The organism is Ralstonia pickettii, from assembly GCF_000607165.1.
Lineage (GTDB): Bacteria > Pseudomonadota > Gammaproteobacteria > Burkholderiales > Burkholderiaceae > Ralstonia > Ralstonia holmesii.
In genome coordinates, this window is sequence record NZ_JFZG01000024.1 from 303,263 (window position 1) to 323,927 (window position 20,665).

Here is a 20,665-nt window from a genome sequence, read left to right on the forward strand (position 1 = left end):
CCCATTCATCCGCGACGATAGGGCGTTTTTCCAGGCCTGTAAAGTTGTGTGTTACCCGTTGTCTGACGGCGTATCCGCGGCCTTGGCAGCAGGATTTCCCACCTGCCCATAACGGGGATTGCGCTCACGCATCGAGTTCTTGGGCGCAACCGGCTCGCCCAGCGCATTGACCAGCGCCACGTGGATCGGCGTGCCGCTTTCGCGGTCGCGCAACAGCATGGGGCCCTCACCGTCGGGCGTGAGGTAGCGGTCGCCCCATTGCATCAGCGCGACGATGGCGGGCAGCAGGTCGACGCCCGCCCGCGTGAGCCGGTAGGCATCGCGCACGCGGTCGCCCGGTTCCTGATACGGCACGCGGCGCAGGATGCCGTACGTCACCAGCGCCTTGAGCCGCGACGACAGGATCGCCGACGAGCACCCCGTGCGGCGCAAAAACTCATCAAACCGGGTCACGCCCGAGAACGCTTCGCGCAGCACGAGCAACGTCCATTTCTCGCCGACGATCGACACGGCGGCCGCGATGGAGCAGGGCTCTTCCATCGACGTCACAAGCTCCGACGCCGCTGGGACGGGGAAGGGTTCCGGAATTCTCATGGCAAAAGCATAGTCAATTCTGACTTTACTTGCAAAAGTCAGGGTTTCTGCTAATCTAGCTTCAAATTAGAAAGTCAGGCGGTGATCCCGTGCTGGCGGTCAATAACAACGATCCATCGCGTGAGGAGATCCCCATGCTTTACACCATCCACCGTTACCCCGCCGAATGGATCGACCGCTGGACCATGCACGACGGCTCCATCGCCACCGTGCGCCCGATTCTGCCGCAAGACGCGCCCCTTGAGGCCGCTCTGGTCGAAGGGCTGTCGTCCGAGTCGCGTTATGCGCGGTTCCTGGTGGGCGGGGGCCGGCTGACCGACGAGATGCTTGCCGCCTATACGCAAATCGATTACGTGAACCACATGGCGCTGGTCGTGAGCGTGGCGCGCCCCGACGGCACCGGCGAAGACCTGATCGCCGATGGCCGCTTCGTCGTGGAAGACGGTGTGGCCGAATTTGCAATGCTTGTGGCCGATGCGTGGCAGGGCAAGGGCGTCGGGCGGCGTTTGTTCGCCACGCTGGTCCGTGCGGCCCGGGTGTCCGGCGCGCGGGAGGTCTTCGGTGAGGTGCTGTCCATCAACCGCCGCATGATCAGCCTGGCGCGTGATGCGGGTTTCCGCGTTGCCAATGTGCCGGGCGATGCCACCGTCTGCACTGTGCGCCTGCCGCTGGCCGATGTTGAAGCGGTCATGACGCCGTTCGTTTTCGCCTGAATCGTCCGAGTTTTGCGTGTCTGCACCCCATGCAGGCGCGCCTACCGTGTGTCTCTTTCGCCGCCGTTGAGCGGCGTTTTTTTTGGTCAATCAATCGATATTAATGGTGCTCAGTGCAAAAAATCATCGCTTTTGTGGATGAATGGATACGCATAGACTCATCCGCGTGGCCTGGTGCGTGGGTGCCCCCCACCTGCGTGCCGGTGCCGCCTTGTTCAATCACTGCCGCCTTTGCCCCCACACCATGAGCGACGTCACACCCGTGCTTGCCCCGTTTCACCTGGCTTTTCCTGTACACGACATTGCCGCGGCGCGCGCCTTCTATGGCGACATCCTCGGTTGCCCGGAGGGGCGCAGTTCGCCGGACTGGGTGGATTTCAATTTCTACGGCCATCAGATCGTCGCCCATCTGGCGCCGGACGAAATCGGCCATCGCAAGACCAGCGCCGTCGACGGCGACAACGTGCCCGTGCGCCATTTCGGCGTAGTGCTGTCGATGCCCGAATGGGAAGCTGCCGCCGACAAGCTGCGTGCCGCCGGCATCGAGTTCATCATCGAGCCGCACATCCGCTTCAAAGGTGAAGTGGGCGAGCAGGCCACGATGTTCTTTCTCGATCCGTCGGGCAACGCGATGGAGATAAAGGCGTTTGCCAACATGGCGTCGCTGTTTGCCAAGTGAGCCGGCGCGGCGCGCGTATCCTTGCGCTTCTCCATTGACGCGCGCGCTCCATGCTTCGAGAACTCAAGACCTTCATCGCCGTTGCCCGGCACGGCACCTTTGCGGGCGCGGGCGATCGCATCGGCCTGACGCAGTCGGCGGTGAGCGCGCAGATCCAACGTCTGGAGGCCTCGCTCGGCTTCCCGCTCTTCGATCGCACGGGCCGCTCGGCAACGCTCAACGCCGCGGGGCGCGATGCGCTGGCGCTGGCCGAGCACATCGTCACGCTGTACGACCGTCTCGGTGACCAGGCCGGCGGCAACGAGCAGCGCGGCCTTGTGCGTATCGGGGCGATTGCTTCGGTGCAGACGTCGTTCCTGGTGGATGCGCTGGTGCAATTTCGCAGCGAATTCCCGCATTGCCGCGCACGCATCCTGCCGGGTGTCTCACTTGACCTGCTCGGCCTCGTAGATGCCGGCGAGATCGACCTAGCCGTGCTGATCCGCCCTCCGTTTGCGGTACCGGCCGATCTGGAATGGCGCACGCTGGTGGCCGAGCCGTTCGTGCTGCTGGTGCCCGCCAGCATGCCCGGCGACGACTGGCGCGCGCTACTCACGCGTGAACCGTTCATCCGCTACGACCGCCGCTCGTTCGGCGGCCGTCGCGTCGATCAGTTCCTGCGCGACCAGCGCATCACCACGCGCGACGTGATCGAACTCGACGAGCTGCAAGGCATGACGCAGCTCGTCGCGCGCGGGCAAGGCGTCGCACTTGCCCCGCAGACCGCCGCGCAAGCCACCTGGCCGTCCGGCACACGTGCCATCAGCCTGGGCGACGACACGTTCTACCGCGAGATCGGTTTAATCGAACGCCCCCGCCACAGCCGCCAGCCCATTGCGGGGCGGCTTGCCGATTGCATTGGCGAAGCCGCGCGAGCCGATCGCACCTGAAGCCGCATGACCAGAGCGTGATATCCGGCATTCAGGTAGCGCATTGACCGAGCGTTATATCGACTCGTATATTACGGCCGGTCATCCATCCACTTTCCCGGGTTCTTCATGCAACGCTTCTTGCTGCGCGCGCACGTGCGCGCCATTGGTCTGGTCGCTGCGCTGGCGCTGGGTTTGGCCGCGCCCGTTCATGCGGCGGACCTGGTTGTTTCAGCGGCCGCCAGTCTGACCAACGCCTTCAAGACGATCGCGCAGCAGTACGAAGTGCTGCATCCGGACACCAAGGTCGTGCTTAACTTTGGCGCGTCGGACGTGCTGATGCAGCAGATCGTGAAGGGCGCCCCCGCAGACGTGTTTGCCTCCGCCGATCAGGAGGCGATGAACAAGGCCGTGGCCGAGAAAGTCATCAAGGCCGAGACGCGCCACGACTTTGTCGCCAACCAGCTCGTGCTGATCGTGCCCGCCACGGGCACGGTGCCCGTGCATGCGCTGGCCGATCTCACGAGGCCCGAAGTGAAACGTGTGGCGATCGGCAATCCGGCGTCGGTGCCGGTGGGCCGCTATGCCAAGCGTGCGCTGGAAGCGGCCAAACTGTGGGAGCCGGTGGAGGCCAAGGCCGTGCTGGCGCAGAACGTGCGGCAGGCGCTGGACTATGTGTCGCGAGGCGAGGTTGAGGCCGGCCTGGTGTTTTCCACCGATGCCGCCATCGCCGCTGACAAGGTGAAGGTTGCGAGCCCCGTGCCGCTGAATGTACCGCTCACGTACCCGATCGCCGTGACCTCGGGCACGAAGCAGCCGCAACCGGCGGCCGACTTCGTGGCGTATGTGCTGTCGCCCGCCGGCCAGGCGGTGCTGGCCAAGTACGGTTTCCTGAAACCTTGATTACGCGGTAGCTGGCTGGCCCGCGCGCTCGGCATCCTGCTTGGGCGTGCGGTGAATGCGCAGCACCAGGAAGGCGCCCGCCACGCACAGCCCGCCCGAAATCATGGAAGCGAGCGTGTAGTTGCCCAGCGAAGCGCGCATCATGCCCGCACCCAGCGTGGCGAATGCCGCGCCCAACTGATGCCCCGCGACGATCCAGCCGAACACGATGGGCGCCGCGGCCTTGCCGAACACGTCGTTGGTCAGGCGCACGGTGGGCGGCACGGTGGCAATCCAATCCAGACCGTAGAAGATTGCGAACACCGGCAGGCCGAAGAACTCGAAGCCGAACGCATACGGCAGGTAGATCAGCGACAGGCCGCGCAGGCCGTAGTACCAGAACAGCAGCACGCGGCTGTTGTAGCGGTCGGACAGCCAGCCCGACAGCGTGGTGCCCACCAGATCGAAAATCCCCATCGCCGCGAGCAGGCTCGCGCCCTTCACTTCAGAGAACCCGTGGTCTGCGCACATGGCGATGAAGTGCGTGCCGATGTAGCCGTTGGTGCTCGCACCGCAGATGAAGAAGCTGGCAAACAGCAGCCAGAAATCGCGCTTGCGGGCCGCCTGCACGAGCGTCTGCATGGCCAGGGTGATCGGGTTGGCGCGCGGGCCTGGATCGACTTCCGGCGCATCGGAGGGTTCGCCATAGGTGCGCAGACCGACGCTCTTGGGCGATTCCGGCAGCAGCATCCACACGACCGGCAACAGCAACGCCAGCGCGCCGGCCACGATCAGCACCACCGGGCGCCAGCCGTAGCTCTCGACCACTGCGGCCATCATCGGCAGGAACACAAGCTGCCCCGTGGCCGAGCTGGCCGTCAGGATGCCCATGGCCAGCCCGCGATGCGAAGTGAACCAGCGATTGACCACCGTCGCGCCCAGCGTGATGGCCGCCACGCCCGTGCCGCCGCCTACCATCACGCCCCACAGCAGCACCATCTGCCACGGCTCGTGCATCATCGCCGAGAGTGCCGTGCCGGAAATCAGCACCGCCAGCGCGCCGAGCACCGTCGGGCGGATGCCGAAATACTGCATCGACGCCGCTGCAAACGGCCCCGTCAGCCCATACAGGGCAATACCGATCGAGATGGCCAGCGAGATCGTGCTGCGGCTCCAGCCGAATTCGTGCTCGAGCGGCAGCATCATCACGCTGGGCGTGGCGCGCGTGCCAGCCGCGCATAGCAGGATCAGGAACACCACCGCCAGCGCAAGCCAGCTGTAGTGAAAACGGGGGGCGATGAGGCGGGCAAGTCGCTGCATGGGCTGTCCGATTCTTTCGATTCTTGATTCTTGTTGGGGCGACAATATCGCATTCGTTACCGGTCGGTAACAACGTGGTTGCGATAGTAGGTACCGGTCGGTAACATGTCAAGCAGCATTCGAATGACACCGGCGTGGCTGGGGGTTTGTGCCCAACCGCGCTTGCAGGAGCACCACCATGGCCACCCTCAATCGTCGCGGACCTCGCGCGCTTTCCACCACCGTTGAGCAACCCAAGCCGACGCCGCGTCGCATCAGCGGCGAGGACGCTCACGCCAGCCTGCTCGAAGCGGCTCGTCAACTGTTTTACTACGAAGGCGTGCGGGCCGTGGGCGTCGAGGCCGTGGTGGAGAAGGCCGGCGTCAACAAGATGAGCCTGTACCGCCAGTTCAAGTCGAAGGACGATCTCGTCATCGCTTACCTGGAGCGCAGCGATGAGAGCTTCTGGGGCTACTTCAACACGAGCGTGGCCAAGCACCCGGACGATGCGCGCGCGCAATTGCTGCAGTTCTTCATCGATGTCTCCGAGCGCGCTTCGCGCCCCGGCTACCGGGGCTGCCCGTTTGTGAATGTGGCGGCGGAGTTTCCGGACATGACGCATCCGGCGCGGCAGTTTGTCCAGCGCAACAAGGCGCTGCTGCTCACCCGCCTGCGTGACCGCGCCCGAGCCGCCGGTGCGAGCGATCCCGATGCGCTGGCCGACGACCTGGCCTTCCTGATCGAAGGCGCCTACACCGCCAGCCAGACCTTCGGCACCGATGCGCCGCGCCTCATCAAGAGCCTGCCGCGCACGGCACGCGTGTTGCTCGATGCGGCTATCCCCGCGCGCAAACCGGACTGATGTTGTAGCGCACTCACGCACACGAGAGATGGGCGCGCGGGTGTCGTGCGATGCCGCTACACTCGCTGGCATTGTTGCTTCGGCCGCACCTTGATGACGCCCAACCAAGCCCCGCTGTCTCCCGTTCGTACGACACCCGCTACGGCGCTCACGTTGCCGGCTGCGCTGTCGCAGGCGCAACGCGCGCTCGATCGCATCGTGCTCGGCAAGCCGCTGCAGATTCGCCTGGCGCTGGCGTGTCTGATCGCACGCGGGCACCTGCTGCTGGAAGACCTTCCGGGCGTGGGCAAGACCACGCTGGCGCATGCGCTGGCCCGCACACTCGGGCTGCAATACCAGCGCGTGCAGTTCACGAGCGATTTGCTGCCCACCGACCTGATCGGCGTATCGATCTACGTGAAAGAGAAGGGCGCATTCGAATTCCACCCCGGGCCGCTGTTCGCGCAGGTGGTGCTGGCCGACGAAATCAACCGCGCTACGCCCAAGGCGCAGAGCGCGCTGCTCGAAGCCATGGCCGAAGGGCAGGTCACGCATGACGGGGCGACGTATCCGCTGCCCGAGCCGTTCTTCGTGATTGCCACGCAGAACCCGCTGAACCAGATCGGCACGCATCCGCTGCCGGAATCGCAGTTGGATCGCTTTACGATGCGGCTGTCGCTGGGTTATCCCGATCAAGGTTCGGAACGTGCGTTGTACCTTGGGGGTGGTGCGCCGCAAGACATTGAAGCGGTGCTGACCGCCGCGCAGGTCATCGCCTTGCAGACGACCGCCGATGCCGTACACGTGGCGCCGGCGTTGGTCGACTACGTGCTCGCGCTGGTGAACGCCACGCGCACCGACGCACAGGTGCAGATGGGTCTGTCGCCGCGCGCCGGGCTGGCGTTGCTGGCGGCGGCGCGTGCCTGGGCGCTGATCGATGACCGCGACGCCGTGCTGCCCGAAGACGTGCAAGCCGTATTCAAGGCCGTGGCGGCGCACCGGTTGTTGCCCACGGGCGGCACGCTGTCGGCCACCGCGCTGGCGCAGCGGCTGCTCGACACGGTCGCTATTCCCTAAGTAAGCGGCGTCATGGCGCGGTTCACGTCTCTGCTGTTGGCGCCGCTGCGTGTGCTCGGTGCGGGCCTGGCGATGCTGCCCGGCGTGCGCTTTGCGCGCTCGCGTGTGCAACGCTTTCTGCAACGGCCGCGCAAGCCGCGCGAAGGCCGCATCCGCCTGGACCGCAATCACGTCTACATCCTGCCCACTGCGGCCGGCGGCGGCTTTGCGTTGCTGCTGGTCGTGATGCTGCTCACCTCGCTCAACTACAACGTGAGCCTCGGTTTTCTGCTGACCTTCGTGCTGGCCGGCGTGGCAGCGTCCGCCATGTGGCAGACACATCGCAACCTCGTTGATCTGGAAGTGCGCGGCGCGGCGGGCGATGCCGTGTTTGCCGGGCATGCGTTGAATGTTGGCGTGGCATTGGCCAATGTCACGCCATGGGCGCGTGTGGGTGTGGATGTGAGCGCCGCGCAAGCCGCCGCGGTGGAAACATCGCTCGACGCGCAAGACGCCATCGTGGCCGCGTTGTCTTTCGCCGATCAGCCGCGCGGTTGGTTCAAGTTGCCGCGCCTGACGGTGTCGACGCGTTTTCCGCTCGGCCTGTTTCGCGCGTGGAGCTATGCCGATGCGCCGCTCACGCTGTTGGTCTATCCCGCACCGGAACCCTCCGCGCCGCCGCTGCCCGCCAGCTTTGCGCCCGACCCTGGCGACGAAGACGACACGCGCGCCGCCCGCACCCATGTCGAAGAAGCCGCAGACCAATTGCGCACGTACCGCCCCGGCGACGCACTGCGCAGCATTGCCTGGAAGCACAGCGCGCGGCTCGACACGTGGATGAGCCGCACCGGCCAGCAAGTCCGCCACGCGCAATGCGTGCTCGCGTGGGAAGCGCTGCCGCCCTCGATGAACGTGGAACAACGCCTGTCGCGCCTGTGCGCGTGGGTGCTGGCCGCCGAGCACGCCCCCGCCGGCGATGAACCCGAATACACGCTGAGCCTGCCGGGCACTGTCATTGGCCCGGCGCGAGGTGTTGCGCATCGGGACGCATGTCTGCGTGCGTTGGCGTTGTGGGGTAAGCCTGCGATGCCGGAAGAGGGGCCGGCATGAGCAGTAAGCAGGGGCCCCGCGCAGCGGGGATGCGCACGGCCGCGAATGCCGCCGGCCACCGACACCACTCGGCTCGGACGATCGACATGCGCGGGGAGGTGGCCACATGACCACTGCCATCATCGGCACCGAAGCGGCCGCCTTCGGTTCGGCCCGCGCGCTGACCCATCGCGAGCACGGCTGGCTGATCGCGCAGCTTGCTGTCGTGCTTGTGCCGCTGCTGCGTGCGCTGCCGCTGGTGACCTGCGCCGTGTTCGGCGTGCTGCTGCTCTGGCGCGCGCTGCTGTGGGTGCGGGGCGCGCCGTTGCCGGGCAAGTGGTTGTTGGGGCTGACGGGCGTGGCCACCCTTGTCGTGACGCTGGCACTCGCCATGCGCACCGGCGGAAACATTGGGCGGGACTTGTCGGTGGCGCTGCTTGGCGCGTTTCTCGTGCTCAAGCTGATGGAATCGCACACCGTGCGCAACGGCGTGCTCGTCACGCAGTTGTGCTGTTTCCTGCTGCTCTCGCAGGGGCTGTTCGACCAGCCGCCCTGGCTGGCCGCCACCATGCTGGCGACCGTGGCGCTGCTGTTGCGCAATTGGCTGTTGCTGCTGCATCCGCAGGCGCGTACGCGCGTATCCCCCGCGCGTGTGCTGGCGCGTTTGGTGCTCATGGGGTTGCCGTGCGCGGCGGTGCTGTTCCTGCTGTTCCCCCGGCTGGATCATCCGCTGTGGCGCCTGCCGCAAACTGCCGACACCGCCGTCAGCGGCCTGTCTGACCGCATGGCGCCCGGCTCCGTCGGTCAACTGATCCTCTCCGACGATCTTGCCTTCCGTGTCGATTTTGCCGGCGTGCCGCCACCGCTCGACACGCTCTACTGGCGCGGCATGGTGCTGTGGCGTTTTGATGGCCAAGCGTGGACGGCTGCGTCGATGCGGCAACGTCCCGCAGCGGAAAGCGTACCCAATTCTGCGGACGCAATGAGCGGCGCGCCGGGCGTATTCGATTACAACATCACGCTGGAACCGACGCGCCAGCGCTGGCTGTTTGCGCTCGATCGCGGCCAGTCGATCGAGGCGCGCGACGGCACCGGCCGCAGCATCGACGGCGAATTCATCAGCACGCAGCCGCTCGACCAGCGCGTGCGCTATCACGCGCGCTCGCGGCTGCCGGAGCGCAATCGCGCGGACGCCCCCCGCCCGCTCGACCCGCTTACGCAGCAGATGGCGCTGGCGTTGCCGCCGGGCAACGGCCAAGCGCGTGCGCTGGCAGCGCAATGGGCAGAGCTGCCGCCGCCTGAGCGCGTATCGGCGGCGCTCAAGCTGTTTGGCCGCGCACCTTTTGCCTACACGCTTGAACCGGAGCCGTTGCAGGATCAGCAGATCGATGATTTTCTCTTCCGCACGCACCGTGGCTTCTGCGAGCACTACGCGGGCAGCTTCGTCTTCCTGATGCGCGCGGCGGGTGTGCCGGCGCGCGTGGTGGTGGGCTACCTCGGCGGCGAGGTGAATGCCATGAGCGGCGACATCATCGTGCGCCAGTCCGATGCACATGCCTGGGCTGAGGTGTGGCTCGACGGACGCGGCTGGGTGCGTGTGGACCCAACCGCCGCCGTCGCGCCGCAACGCGTTGAACGTGGCTTGGCTGCCGCCGTGCCCGCCAGCGAATTCCGCTCGCGCCGCGCAGAAGAACCGGGTTGGCTGCGCAGCGTGCGCTGGGGGCTGGATGGCCTGATCAGCGGCTGGAACAGTTGGGTGCTCGGCTACGACCGCAGCCGCCAGGCGCGCCTGTTTGCGTGGCTTGGGTTGGATGCAGCGGACCCCCGCGCGGTGCTGTGGGGCGTGTCGGGTTTGTTCCTGCTCGCTGCGCTGCCGCTGCTGTGGCAGCAGCGCAAGCCCAAGCCTGACCCGGTGCAGGCCCAGTGGCAGCGCCTGTGTGACCGGCTGGCAAGGCATGGTTGCGCGCGCGGTCCGGCAGAGGGCCCGACGGCCTATGCCGAGCGTGCCGCCGCGCAGTTTCCGCACGCGGCTCAGGCGTTGCGCAATGCAGCCGCCGGTTACGTCGCCCTGCGCTACGGACGCGACGATGGCGATGCGCAAGCGCGTGCCCAGCGGTTCACGCAATGGCGCGAAGCGGTTGCGCAAGTTCGCCTGGGCTAACGCGCAAGCTGTTGATCGGCTTAGAAAACGTGCCCCAAATGCGGGCACCCACGTGGTTGATCGAGGGTGCTGGTCATTCACCTGTGATGGAATATTTTCCGATCCAGGAATTAAATATTTCGGATAGATAACTTGGGCAGTGGAATAACTGCACGCAGTTTCCCGATTGCAGATAATCGGTGCGACACAGTCGTGCAGGGCGTGCGCATTATCGGTGCATATTCGATCCGATTTGACGTCGATACCCTCACTGGCACAGCGGGAACCTTTCTCATACGATGGTTTTCGTAACGTTTCCGCTGCACTGCAACGTTGTCGCGAACACCCGCCCAACTGGGTTTCCGGCCTGCAGCGGTCTCGCAGATTCCGCAGGAGCCATACCAATGCATCGACCGAAACGCATGCTTGTCGAGAATGTCGCGTGGGCGCACGAAACTGCCGCACGTGATCCCGGATTCTTTTCACGTTTGGCCCAAGGCCAACAACCCCAGGTGTTATGGATCGGCTGTGCAGACAGCCGTGTGCCCGCTGAAACCATTACGCATTCCAACCCGGGCGATTTATTCGTCCATCGCAATATCGCCAATCTTGTTTGTCCGGCGGACGACAACACGATGAGCGTGCTGGAATATGCGGTGCGCGTGCTCAAGGTCGCGCACGTGATCGTGTGCGGGCATGACGGCTGCGGTGGCGTACGTGCATCGCTGCTGCCGCCGCCCGATGGTTTGCCGCACGTGGCGCGCCGCATTGCGCCGCTGTGCGCGCTGGCCGGCCGTCACCGTACGGAACTCGATGCCGTGTCCGATCTGGATGCACGCGTCAATCGCCTGGCCGAACTCAACGTGCTCGAACAGGTGCGCTGCCTGCGCGAGAGCGCCATCGTGCGCGAGGCAGAACGCCCGCCACGCATACACGGCTGGATCTTCGGCCTGGCCGATGGGCACATCCGCGTGCTGGCTTCGGGCGATCCTGATGCGGAACACGCCACCCGCGGCAACATCCTGATGCCCGCCGAGGCCATCGCTTAACCCGATCGGCGGCGGCGTTTGCGGCCGCCGCCGTTTCCCGACGTTTTCTCTCCTCACGCATGCCGGCGGTGCCCCGCCCGCAGGCAGGCGTTCGCGCGTGCGTAATTCATACAACTCCAACAACCATGCAAACACCAACCTCACCGGCATTCTTCCCGCGCGACATGCTCGCCGGGCTTATCGTGTTCTTTGTCGCCCTGCCGCTGTGCCTGGGTATTGCCAATGCATCGGGCGTTGACCCGCTTGCCGGGCTGCTCTCCGGCATGATCGGCGGTCTGGTGGTGGCGCTGCTCAGCGGCTCGCAACTGAGCGTGAGCGGCCCGGCTGCGGGCCTCGTCGTGATCGTCGTGGACGGCATTGCCAAGCTGGGCGGTTTCTCGGCGTTTCTGATGGCCGTGGCGCTGGCGGGCGCGTTGCAGTTTGTGTTCGGCATGCTGCGCGCCGGGCGCTTTGCGGCGTATGTGCCGTCGTCGGTCATCAAGGGCATGCTCGCGGCGATCGGGCTGCTGCTGATCATCAAGCAGGTGCCGTTGGCGCTTGGGCTGGCAGGGGCCGATGGTGCGGCCGGCGCGGGCATGGTCGCCACACCGTTGGGGTCGATGTCCTTGACGGCGCTGCTGGTGACGCTGTTGTCAGCCGCCGTGCTCATCGGCTGGGATACGCCGATGCTGCGGCGATTCACGCTGGTCCGCGCGCTGCCTTCGCCGCTGGTTGTGGTGGCACTCGGCATTGGCGTGACATTGCTCCTTGAGGTGGTGGCGCCGGGCATTGCAGTGCCGGCCGAGCATCGTGTCGATCTACCGTCGCTGGCTTCGTTCGGGGCGTTTCTCGATGCGCTTGAGTCGCCCGCACTCGGGGCACTGGGCAATCCCGATGTCTGGCGCGTAGCGATGGCACTGGCCATCGTGGCCAGCCTCGAGACGCTGCTGTGCCTGGAGGCCGTCGAGCAGATCGACCCAAAGAAACGTGCCGCATCGCCGGATCGCGAGCTGAAGGCGCAGGGCGTGGGCAACCTGGTGGCAGGCCTGTTTGGCGGGCTGCCGATCACGTCCGTCATCGTGCGCAGTTCGGCCAACGTGCACGCCGGCGCGCAGAGCCGCTGGTCAGCCGTCGTGCATGGTGTGCTGCTGCTGGCGAGCGTGTTTGCGCTCACCACCATCGTCAATCTGATTCCGCTGGCGTGCCTGGCCACCATCCTGATCTTCACCGGCTACAAGCTGGCCAAGCCGTCGCTGTTCGTGGCGGTGGCGCGGCAGGGGTGGGATCGCTTTGCACCCTTCATCGCCACCATCGTTGGGGTGCTGCTGACGGACTTGCTGATCGGCATCGTGATCGGCATTGCGCTGAGCATCGCGCTGGCGATCCGCGCCAACCTGCGCCGCACGATTGTCATGGCGCGCCATCACGACCACTTCCTGCTGTCGTTCCGCAAGGATGTGTCGTTCATGGGCAAGGTGCCGCTCAAGCGCTATCTGGCGCAGGTGCCGGACCACGCCACGCTCATCGTCGACGGTGCCCGAGCGGATTACATCGACTCCGACGTGCGCGAGATGGTCGAGCACTTCATCGAGGCGGCGCCGGCGCGCGGCATCGTGATCGAACGTCATCACTTTGATGCGACCGTGCCACAGCGCGCTCCGGGGCTTCGCATGCCGCGCCTGCCATTTTTGCGTACCGCAGCCAGATAACGTGTGTTCGCCGTTTAACCCATTTTGGGTAATTTGGAGTGTTGCCTCCAAACATAATCCGGAAATCTTGCTGCAAGGCGAACGTTTGCGCCACGGTGGCACTTCGTCTGGTGGCGATGCCCTGGGCCTAGTTGGCTTCAGACCAGGGATCGCCGGCGTTTGACAATGTTTGCAATTGCTATCGACTCGGTTAATAGACTTAATTTGAACGCGCTATCCAGTGATTCGGATGGCGCACCGATAAAGGATCGAATCAGGCAAAAGTGCGCATTATCAAGCGCATTTTTAAAACGGGAGGCAGACATGAAGACATTGCAACGAGGGACACTGGTTTCGGCGGCCTTGGTGGGTCTGCTTGTGCTGGGCGGCTGCGCCAGCTCCGGCTCGGGTGACATGAGCGGTACCACCGGCAGCGATGGCAGCTCTGCCAGCAACGGCGGCGGCTCCGGTTCCAACGGCTCGGGGGGCACGACAACGACTGCGTCCACCACGCCCACCGGCGACATCGCCTACAAAAGCGGCGGGGTGGTGACGGCCACGGGGGACGCTATCAGCAGCCTGGGGTCGACGGTGGGCGGCAGCAATCTGCCGGGTGCGTCGGCGCTGGGCAACGTGGTCGACAACGTGGGCAATACGGTGTCGGCGCTCGGCACGGGCGTGCAATCGGGCCTGGGTAGCATCGGCACCAGCTCGAACCCGGTCGGCACCACGGTGTCGAGCACCGGCAACGTGGTGACGCAGGTCGGGAACACCGTCGATGCAACGGGTGGCCTCGTGAGCAGTCTCGGCACCGGGCCGTTGCAGCCGCTGTCGCCGGTCACGTCACCGGTGGGTGGCGCGGTTTCGCAGGTTGGGCAGGCAGTGGCGGGCGCGGGCGGCACGCTTGGCACGGCCTTGTCGACGGGGCCGGTGGAGCAGGTCACGCAGCAGGTCAGTTCCGCTGTGGTGCCGCTGACTTCGCAAGTCACCACTGCCACGCAGACGCTGGGCAACAGCACCGGCCTGGGCGCGCCTGCCAAGAACCTGTTGGAGACGGTGGGCGATGGTGTGGCCAACGTCGGTACGTCGCTGACCGCCACGAATGCCCCGGGCGTCTCGGGCCTGGGCGGCGTGGTCACGGCCACGGGCAACACGGTGGCAGCACTGGGCGGCCCGCTGTCTGGCGGTAGTGCATCGGGTAGCCCGTTGGCGCCGATCACGAATGCCTTGGGCGGCGTAGGAGGAGGCAGCAGCCCGCTGGGTGCGGTGACCGGCGCGTTGGGCGGTACGCCGACCGCTGGCGGCACGGCGCCGATCGGCTCGCTGGTCACCAGTGTGGGCACCTCCGTCACGTCCACGGGCGCCACCACGCCGCTGGCACCGGTGACAGGCACGGTGGGCGGCGCACTTACCACCATAGGCGGCGCCCTGACGCACTGATGCACTGACTGCCTTCCTGCAATGCAAATGGGCCAGCAAGGCTGGCCCATTCTCCAAGCCGTTCTGCAAGATGTTGAACGGCTTTTTCTTTCCTACTCCCTCTGGCTCAAGCGCCTGGCACGCGCACCCAGCCTTCCATCAGCACACGTGCGCTGCGGCTCATGATGGCCTTGGTGACGGCCCATTCGCCGTCCACCAGCTTGGCCTCCGCGCCCACACGCAGCGTGCCCGACGGATGCCCAAATCGCACGGCATTAGGCACCGCGCCACGTTCTCCGCCGCCAGCCGCGAGGTTGACGAGCGTGCCCGGAATTGCCGCCGCCGTGCCAATGGCCACTGCCGCCGTGCCCATCATCGCGTGGTGCAGCTTGCCCATCGACAGCGCGCGCACGAGCAGATCGACATCGCCCGCGCCGACTTTCTTGCCGCTCGACGCCACGTAGTCTTTTGGCGGCGCAACGAACGCCACCTTGGGCGTGTGTTGCCGCGTGGCAGCTTCGTCGATGCTCTTGATCAGGCCCATGCGCACCGCGCCATGCGCGCGAATGGTCTCGAACATTGCCAGCGCCTTCGCATCGCCGTTGATGGCGTCCTGCAGCTCGGTGCCGGTGTAGCCGATGGCCTCTGCGTTGATGAAGATCGTCGGGATGCCCGCGTTGATCATCGTCGCCTTGAGCGTGCCCACGCCGGGCACGTCCAGGTCGTCGACGAGGTTGCCGGTGGGGAACATCGCGCCGCCGCCGTCGCCATCTTCTTCCGCCGCCGGGTCGAGGAATTCGAGCTGCACTTCGGCCGCCGGAAACGTCACGCCGTCGAGTTCAAAGTCGCCCGTCTCCTGCACCGCGCCGTTGGTGATGGGCACATGCGCAATGATGGTCTTGCCGATGTTGGCCTGCCAGATGCGCACGATGGCGGTGCCGTTCTGCGGCACACGGCTCGCATCGACCAACCCGTTGCTGATGGCGAAGGGCCCGACTGCTGCGGAGAGGTTGCCGCAGTTGCCCGACCAATCCACAAACGGCTTGTCGATGGAGACCTGGCCGAACAGGTAATCCACGTCGTGGTCCGGGCGCGTGCTTTTGCTGAGAATCACCGTCTTGCTGGTGCTCGATGTGGCGCCGCCCATGCCGTCGATCTGCTTGCCGTACGGGTCGGGGCTGCCGATCACGCGCATCAGCAAGGCGTCACGCGCGGCGCCGGGTTGCTGCGCGGCCTCGGGCAGGTCTTGCAGACGGAAAAACACGCCCTTGCTGGTGCCGCCACGGATGTAGGTGGCGGGGATTTTGATCTGAGCCGGATGCGTCATGCCGCCTCCTTGTTCGATTCCAGGAAGTCCTGCGCAAAGCGCTGCAGCACGCCGCCGGCTTCGTAAATCGAGACTTCTTCATCGCTGTCCAGGCGGCACGTAACGGGCACTTCCACGCGTTCGCCGTTCTTGCGGTGGATGACGAGCGTCAGGTCTGCGCGCGGCTTGCGTTCGCCGACCACGTCAAAGGATTCGGTGCCGTCAATGCCCAGCGTGAGGCGCGTGGTGCCCGGCTTGAACTCCAGCGGCAGCACGCCCATGCCGATCAGGTTCGTGCGGTGGATGCGCTCGAAGCCTTCGGCCACGATGACTTCCACGCCGGCCAGGCGCACGCCCTTGGCCGCCCAGTCGCGCGAGCTGCCCTGGCCGTAGTCGGCGCCGGCAATCACGATCAGCGGCTGCTTGCGCTCCATGTAGGTCTCGATGGCTTCCCACATGCGCGTGACCTTGCCCTCGGGCTCGATGCGCGTGAGCGATCCCTTCTTCACGGTGCCATCGACCACGGCCATCTCGTTGATGAGCGTGGGGTTGGCAAACGTCGCGCGTTGCGCGGTCAGGTGATCGCCGCGGTGCGTGGCGTACGAGTTGAAGTCCTCTTCCGGCAGGCCCATCTTGGCCAGGTATTCACCAGCGGCGCTGCTCGCCAGGATGGCGTTGGACGGCGAGAGGTGATCGGTCGTGATGTTGTCGCCCAGCACGGCCAGCGGGCGCAGGCCCTTGAGCGTGCGCTCGCCAGCCAGCGCGCCTTCCCAGTACGGCGGGCGGCGAATATACGTGCTCTGCGGGCGCCACGCGTACAGCGGGCTCACGTTGGCAACGGACTCGCTGCGCTGCTCGAACATCGGGATGTACACCTTGCGGAACTGCTCCGGCTTGACCGATGCACGCACGATGGCGTCGATCTCTTCGTCGGTCGGCCACAGGTCTTTGAGCAGGATCGGCTTGCCGTTGGCATCGGTGCCGAAGCTGTCGCGCTCGATATCGAAGCGCACCGTGCCGGCAATCGCATAGGCCACCACCAGCGGCGGGGATGCGAGGAACGCCTGCTTGGCATACGGATGGATGCGGCCGTCGAAGTTGCGGTTGCCCGACAGCACGGCCGTGGCGTACAGGTCGCGGTCGATGATCTCTTGCTGGATCTTCGGGTCCAGTGCGCCGCTCATGCCGTTGCACGTGGTGCACGCAAACGCGACGATGCCGAAGCCGAGCTTTTCGAGTTCGTGCTTCAGGCCGGCTTCTTCCAGATACAGCTCAACGGCCTTGGAGCCCGGCGCCAGCGAGCTCTTCACCCACGGCTTGCGGGTCAGGCCCAGGCGGTTGGCATTGCGCGCCAGCAGCGCCGCGGCAATCACGTTGCGCGGGTTGCTGGTGTTGGTGCAGCTCGTGATGGCCGCGATGATGACGGCGCCATCCGGCATCTGGCCCGGCGTTTCTTCCCACTTGCCGGCGATGCCCTTGGCGGCCAGGTCGGTCGTTGCCACGCGTGCGTGCGGGTTGGACGGGCCGGCCATGTTGCGCACCACGCTCGACAGGTCAAAGCGCAGCACGCGTTCGTATTCCGCATGCTTGAGCGTGTCGGACCACAGGCCGGCCGTCTTGGCATACGTCTCGACCAGCTTGACCTGCTCGTCGGTGCGGCCGGTCAGGCGCAGGTAGTCGAGCGTGTTGTCGTCGATCGAGAACATGGCGGCGGTGGCGCCGTACTCGGGGGCCATGTTCGAAATGGTGGCGCGGTCGCCCAGCGTCAGCTTGGATGCGCCTTCGCCGTAGAACTCGAGGTATGCGCCCACCACCTTCTGCTTGCGCAGGAATTCGGTCAACGCCAGCACGATGTCGGTGGCGGTGATACCGGGCTGGCGCTGGCCCGTCAGCTCCACGCCAACGATGTCCGGCAGGCGCATCCACGAGGCACGCCCGAGCATCACATTCTCGGCTTCCAGGCCGCCCACGCCGACGGCGATCACGCCCAGCGCGTCCACGTGCGGCGTGTGGCTGTCGGTGCCGACGCAGGTGTCGGGGTAGGCCACGCCGTCGTGCGCCTGGATGACGGGCGACATCTTCTCCAGATTGATCTGGTGCATGATGCCGTTGCCCGCTGGGATCACGTCGACGTTCTTGAACGCAAGCTTCGTCCAGTCGATGAAGTGGAAGCGGTCTTCGTTGCGGCGGTCTTCAATGGCGCGGTTCTTGGCGAAGGCGTCGGGGTCGAAGCCGCCGCATTCCACCGCCAGCGAGTGGTCGACGATCAACTGCACCGGCACCACCGGGTTGACCTTGGCGGGGTCGCCGCCCTGGTCGGCAATCGCGTCGCGCAGGCCGGCCAGATCCACCAGCGCGGTTTGGCCCAGGATGTCGTGGCACACCACGCGCGCCGGGAACCAGGGGAAATCCAGATCGCGCTTACGCTCGATCAGTTGCTTGAGCGAATCGGTGAGGGTGGCTGGGTCGCAGCGGCGGACCAGGTTCTCGGCGAGGACTCGGGAGGTGTACGGGAGCTTGTCGTAGGCGCCGGCTTGGATGGCTTCGACGGCTTCTCTCGCGTCGAAGTAGTCGAGTGACGTGCCGGGAAGAGGCTTTCGGTGTTCTGTATTCATGGTGTGGGTCCATCCCTTGTTTCATCCCCTGCCGGGGCTGACTCACTTTTCTTTGTCTTGCCAAAGAAAAGTAAGCAAAAGAAAGGCGCGCCCGAGATGGCGAAAGACTCCTTGAATTTATGTCGCAGAGAGGGGAAGGGGAAAACTCGCTTCGCTCAGACAGTTCCCCTTCCTTTTTCCTCTCTGCAACAAAAATTCAAGGCGCCATCTAGGGCCGGAACGTCAACGTCCAAACCGTCTGTGGGCTTGGGGTGACGTTCCTTCTTTTTGTTTTCCTACTTCTTACGGGCGCTTGCCGATCGGTACGAACTTCAGGTCGTCGGGGCCGGTGTAGTTGGCGCTCGGGCGGATGATCTTGTTGTCGATGCGCTGCTCGATGATGTGCGCGGCCCAGCCGGACGTCCGCGCGATCACGAACAGCGGGGTGAACATCGCGGTCGGCACGCCCATCATGTGGTACGACACGGCGCTGAACCAGTCCAGGTTCGGGAACATCTTCTTGATGTCCCACATCACGGTTTCCAGGCGCTCGGCAATGTCGAACATCTTGGTGTTGCTGGCTTCCTTCGACAGCTTGCGCGCCACTTCCTTGATGACCTTGTTGCGCGGGTCGGACACGGTGTACACCGGGTGGCCGAAGCCGATCACGACTTCCTTGGCTTCCACGCGGCGGCGGATGTCGGCTTCGGCCTCGTCCGGGGTGTCGTAGCGCTTCTGGATCTCGAAAGCGACTTCATTGGCGCCGCCGTGCTTCGGGCCGCGCAATGCGCCAATCGCTCCGGTGATGGCCGAGTAGATGTCCGAGCCCGTGCCGGCAATCACGCGGCCGGTGAACGTCGATGCGTTGAACTCGTGCTCGGCATACAGGTTGAGCGAGACGTGCATGGCGTCGACCCACGACTTCGGCGGCTCCACGCCGTGCAGCAGGTGCAGGAAGTGGCCGCCGATGGAGTCGTCATCCGTTTCGACCTCGATGCGCTTGCCGTTGTGGCTGTAGTGGTACCAGTACAGCAGCATCGAGCCGAGCGATGCCATCAGGCGGTCGGCGATGTCGCGCGCGCCGGGGGTGGCGTGGTCGTCCTTCTCTGGGAGCACGGTGCCCAGCACCGACACACCCGTGCGCATCACGTCCATCGGGTGGGCAGAAGCGGGCACCCATTCCAGAGCAGCCTTCACGTTGGCGGGCAGGCCGCGCAGCGCCTTCAGCTTGGTCTTGTAGGCAGCCAGCTCAGCCTTGTTGGGCAGCTTGCCGTGCACCAGCAGGTGGGCGACTTCTTCAAACTCGCACGCGCCGGCCAGGTCGAGGATGTCGTAGCCGCGGTAGTGCAGGTCATTGCCAGTGCGGCCAACGGTACACAGCGCGGTGTTGCCGGCGGTGATGCCCGACAGGGCCACGGACTTCTTCGGCTTGAAAGCGCCGGCGTTCGGCGTGCTGTTATCGGCTTCGCTCATGGTGTGGTCTCCTTGGATGCGTTGAATTCGTAGGCGTTATTTCTGTGCGGCAAACAGCGTGTCGAGCTTGTCTTCGTACGCGTGGTAGCCCAGATATTGATACAGATCGGCGCGCGATTGCATGGTTTCCACGGCCGCCTTCTGGGTGCCGTCACGCATCACGGTTTGATAGAAGTTGAGCGCCGCAGCGTTCATCGCACGATAGGCGCCGCAGCAGTACAGCGCGATATCCACGTTGGCGCTGCGCAGTTCGTCGGTGGTAAAGAGCGGTGTACTGCCGAACTCGGTCAGGTTGGCCAGGATGGGCACCTTCACGGCGGCCTTGAAGCGGCGGTAGTCGTCCAGCGTCTTCATCGCCTCAGGAAAGATCATGTCGGCGCCCGCTTCCACGTAGGCAACAGCGCGCTCGATGGCTGCGTCGATGCCTTCGGAGGCGGCCGCATCGGTGCGGGCCATGATGACGAAATCGTCATCGGTGCGGGCATCCACGGCGGCCTTCACGCGGTCGACCATCTCGTCGATGGAAACGACTTCTTTGCCCGGGCGATGGCCGCAGCGCTTCTGGCCAACCTGGTCTTCCAGGTGCACAGCGGCCACACCGGCCTTGATGAACGAGCGAATGGTGCGCGCAATGTTGAAGGCGCCGCCCCAGCCCGTGTCGATGTCGACCATCAACGGAATCTGCACGGCATCGGTAATGCGGCGCGCGTCGATTAGCACGTCTTCCATCGTGCTGATGCCCAGATCCGGAATGCCCAGCGAGTTGGCAGCCACGCCGCCGCCCGACAGGTACACGGCCTTGAAGCCGGTCTGCTCGGCCATCTTGGCAGCGTAGGCGGTGATGGCGCCCACCACTTGCAGCGGTTGGGATTCAGCCACGGCGGCACGGAATTTGGCGCCGGCGCTGGTCGGGTGTCGTTGGGTTGTGCTCATGAAGGCTCCAGAAAGAACGGCAT

General features: G+C 65.3%; 17 protein-coding genes. 11 read left to right on the top strand and 6 right to left on the bottom strand.

Annotated features, from left to right (window positions below; all coding sequences use genetic code 11):
* Positions 1–51 precede the first annotated feature (51 nt).
* Positions 52–594, bottom strand: coding sequence for a winged helix-turn-helix transcriptional regulator (locus BG83_RS0118950; protein WP_024978172.1), 543 nt, complete (start codon positions 592–594; stop codon positions 52–54).
* A 134-nt stretch (positions 595–728) separates the two neighbouring features.
* On the opposite strand from BG83_RS0118950, the gene BG83_RS0118955 reads away from it, so the two are divergent.
* From BG83_RS0118955 to modA, 4 genes are all read left to right on the top strand, one after another.
* The gene (locus BG83_RS0118955) at positions 729–1,307 is read left to right on the top strand and encodes a GNAT family N-acetyltransferase (RefSeq protein WP_024978173.1); all 579 of its coding nucleotides are present in this window, start codon (positions 729–731) and stop codon (positions 1,305–1,307) included.
* 244 nt (positions 1,308–1,551) lie between these two features.
* Positions 1,552–1,986 (top strand): VOC family protein, encoded by a 435-nt coding sequence (locus tag BG83_RS0118960; protein WP_024978174.1) that lies wholly within the window; start codon positions 1,552–1,554, stop codon positions 1,984–1,986.
* 50 nt (positions 1,987–2,036) lie between these two features.
* Positions 2,037–2,915, top strand: coding sequence for a LysR family transcriptional regulator (locus BG83_RS0118965; protein WP_024978175.1), 879 nt, complete (start codon positions 2,037–2,039; stop codon positions 2,913–2,915).
* Positions 2,916–3,023: 108 nt separating this feature from the next.
* Positions 3,024–3,797 (top strand): molybdate ABC transporter substrate-binding protein, encoded by a 774-nt coding sequence (modA, locus tag BG83_RS0118970; RefSeq protein ID WP_024978176.1) that lies wholly within the window; start codon positions 3,024–3,026, stop codon positions 3,795–3,797.
* Here modA and BG83_RS0118975 read toward each other — a convergent pair whose 3' ends face one another.
* Entirely contained in the window at positions 3,798–5,096 is a 1,299-nt protein-coding gene (locus tag BG83_RS0118975; protein WP_024978177.1) for an MFS transporter, read from the bottom strand. It lies immediately after the preceding gene.
* A 178-nt stretch (positions 5,097–5,274) separates the two neighbouring features.
* On the opposite strand from BG83_RS0118975, the gene BG83_RS0118980 reads away from it, so the two are divergent.
* From BG83_RS0118980 to BG83_RS0119010, 7 genes are all read left to right on the top strand, one after another.
* Complete coding sequence (locus BG83_RS0118980) at positions 5,275–5,937, top strand: TetR/AcrR family transcriptional regulator (RefSeq protein WP_024978178.1); 663 nt, start codon at positions 5,275–5,277, stop codon at positions 5,935–5,937.
* A 93-nt stretch (positions 5,938–6,030) separates the two neighbouring features.
* Positions 6,031–6,993, top strand: a complete 963-nt coding sequence (locus BG83_RS0118985) for an AAA family ATPase (RefSeq protein ID WP_024978179.1) — start codon at positions 6,031–6,033, stop codon at positions 6,991–6,993.
* Positions 6,994–7,005: 12 nt separating this feature from the next.
* Positions 7,006–8,082, top strand: coding sequence for a DUF58 domain-containing protein (locus BG83_RS0118990; RefSeq protein ID WP_024978180.1), 1,077 nt, complete (start codon positions 7,006–7,008; stop codon positions 8,080–8,082).
* A 106-nt stretch (positions 8,083–8,188) separates the two neighbouring features.
* Positions 8,189–10,222, top strand: coding sequence for a transglutaminase TgpA family protein (locus BG83_RS0118995; RefSeq protein ID WP_024978181.1), 2,034 nt, complete (start codon positions 8,189–8,191; stop codon positions 10,220–10,222).
* Positions 10,223–10,605: 383 nt separating this feature from the next.
* Positions 10,606–11,250 carry a carbonic anhydrase gene (locus BG83_RS0119000; RefSeq protein ID WP_024978182.1) on the top strand — a complete coding sequence of 215 codons (645 nt, stop codon included), beginning with the start codon at positions 10,606–10,608 and terminating at the stop codon, positions 11,248–11,250.
* 125 nt (positions 11,251–11,375) lie between these two features.
* Positions 11,376–12,938: a SulP family inorganic anion transporter gene (locus BG83_RS0119005; RefSeq protein WP_024978183.1), complete on the top strand. Its 1,563-nt coding sequence runs from the start codon at positions 11,376–11,378 to the stop codon at positions 12,936–12,938.
* Between the two features lie 303 nt (positions 12,939–13,241).
* Positions 13,242–14,357 carry a collagen-like triple helix repeat-containing protein gene (locus BG83_RS0119010; RefSeq protein WP_024978184.1) on the top strand — a complete coding sequence of 372 codons (1,116 nt, stop codon included), beginning with the start codon at positions 13,242–13,244 and terminating at the stop codon, positions 14,355–14,357.
* Positions 14,358–14,463: 106 nt separating this feature from the next.
* Here the strand turns inward: BG83_RS0119010 and prpF are convergent, their stop codons facing one another.
* The 4 genes from prpF to prpB form a co-directional block, all read right to left on the bottom strand.
* Positions 14,464–15,663 (bottom strand): 2-methylaconitate cis-trans isomerase PrpF, encoded by a 1,200-nt coding sequence (gene prpF, locus BG83_RS0119015; protein ID WP_024978185.1) that lies wholly within the window; start codon positions 15,661–15,663, stop codon positions 14,464–14,466.
* On the bottom strand, positions 15,660–18,257 hold the full coding sequence (gene acnD / locus BG83_RS0119020) for a Fe/S-dependent 2-methylisocitrate dehydratase AcnD (protein WP_024978186.1): 2,598 nt from the start codon (positions 18,255–18,257) through the stop codon (positions 15,660–15,662). Before acnD ends, prpF begins: the two co-directional genes overlap by 4 nt.
* A gap of 282 nt (positions 18,258–18,539) precedes the next feature.
* Positions 18,540–19,709, bottom strand: coding sequence for a bifunctional 2-methylcitrate synthase/citrate synthase (prpC, locus tag BG83_RS0119025; RefSeq protein WP_024978187.1), 1,170 nt, complete (start codon positions 19,707–19,709; stop codon positions 18,540–18,542).
* Between the two features lie 36 nt (positions 19,710–19,745).
* On the bottom strand, positions 19,746–20,642 hold the full coding sequence (gene prpB, locus BG83_RS0119030; RefSeq protein WP_024978188.1) for a methylisocitrate lyase: 897 nt from the start codon (positions 20,640–20,642) through the stop codon (positions 19,746–19,748).
* Positions 20,643–20,665: the final 23 nt, after the last annotated feature.

Coding starts and splice junctions, on each gene's coding strand:
- prpC (WP_024978187.1), bottom strand. CDS start 19,709: ATGAGCGAAGCCGATAACAGCACGCCGAACGCCGGCGCTTTCAAGCCG.
- BG83_RS0118965 (WP_024978175.1), top strand. CDS start 2,037: ATGCTTCGAGAACTCAAGACCTTCATCGCCGTTGCCCGGCACGGCACC.
- prpF (WP_024978185.1), bottom strand. CDS start 15,663: ATGACGCATCCGGCTCAGATCAAAATCCCCGCCACCTACATCCGTGGC.
- BG83_RS0119005 (WP_024978183.1), top strand. CDS start 11,376: ATGCAAACACCAACCTCACCGGCATTCTTCCCGCGCGACATGCTCGCC.
- BG83_RS0118985 (WP_024978179.1), top strand. CDS start 6,031: ATGACGCCCAACCAAGCCCCGCTGTCTCCCGTTCGTACGACACCCGCT.
- BG83_RS0118975 (WP_024978177.1), bottom strand. CDS start 5,096: ATGCAGCGACTTGCCCGCCTCATCGCCCCCCGTTTTCACTACAGCTGG.
- BG83_RS0118980 (WP_024978178.1), top strand. CDS start 5,275: ATGGCCACCCTCAATCGTCGCGGACCTCGCGCGCTTTCCACCACCGTT.
- BG83_RS0118955 (WP_024978173.1), top strand. CDS start 729: ATGCTTTACACCATCCACCGTTACCCCGCCGAATGGATCGACCGCTGG.
- modA (WP_024978176.1), top strand. CDS start 3,024: ATGCAACGCTTCTTGCTGCGCGCGCACGTGCGCGCCATTGGTCTGGTC.
- BG83_RS0118990 (WP_024978180.1), top strand. CDS start 7,006: ATGGCGCGGTTCACGTCTCTGCTGTTGGCGCCGCTGCGTGTGCTCGGT.
- BG83_RS0119000 (WP_024978182.1), top strand. CDS start 10,606: ATGCATCGACCGAAACGCATGCTTGTCGAGAATGTCGCGTGGGCGCAC.
- acnD (WP_024978186.1), bottom strand. CDS start 18,257: ATGAATACAGAACACCGAAAGCCTCTTCCCGGCACGTCACTCGACTAC.
- BG83_RS0119010 (WP_024978184.1), top strand. CDS start 13,242: ATGAAGACATTGCAACGAGGGACACTGGTTTCGGCGGCCTTGGTGGGT.
- BG83_RS0118960 (WP_024978174.1), top strand. CDS start 1,552: ATGAGCGACGTCACACCCGTGCTTGCCCCGTTTCACCTGGCTTTTCCT.
- BG83_RS0118995 (WP_024978181.1), top strand. CDS start 8,189: ATGACCACTGCCATCATCGGCACCGAAGCGGCCGCCTTCGGTTCGGCC.
- prpB (WP_024978188.1), bottom strand. CDS start 20,642: ATGAGCACAACCCAACGACACCCGACCAGCGCCGGCGCCAAATTCCGT.
- BG83_RS0118950 (WP_024978172.1), bottom strand. CDS start 594: ATGAGAATTCCGGAACCCTTCCCCGTCCCAGCGGCGTCGGAGCTTGTG.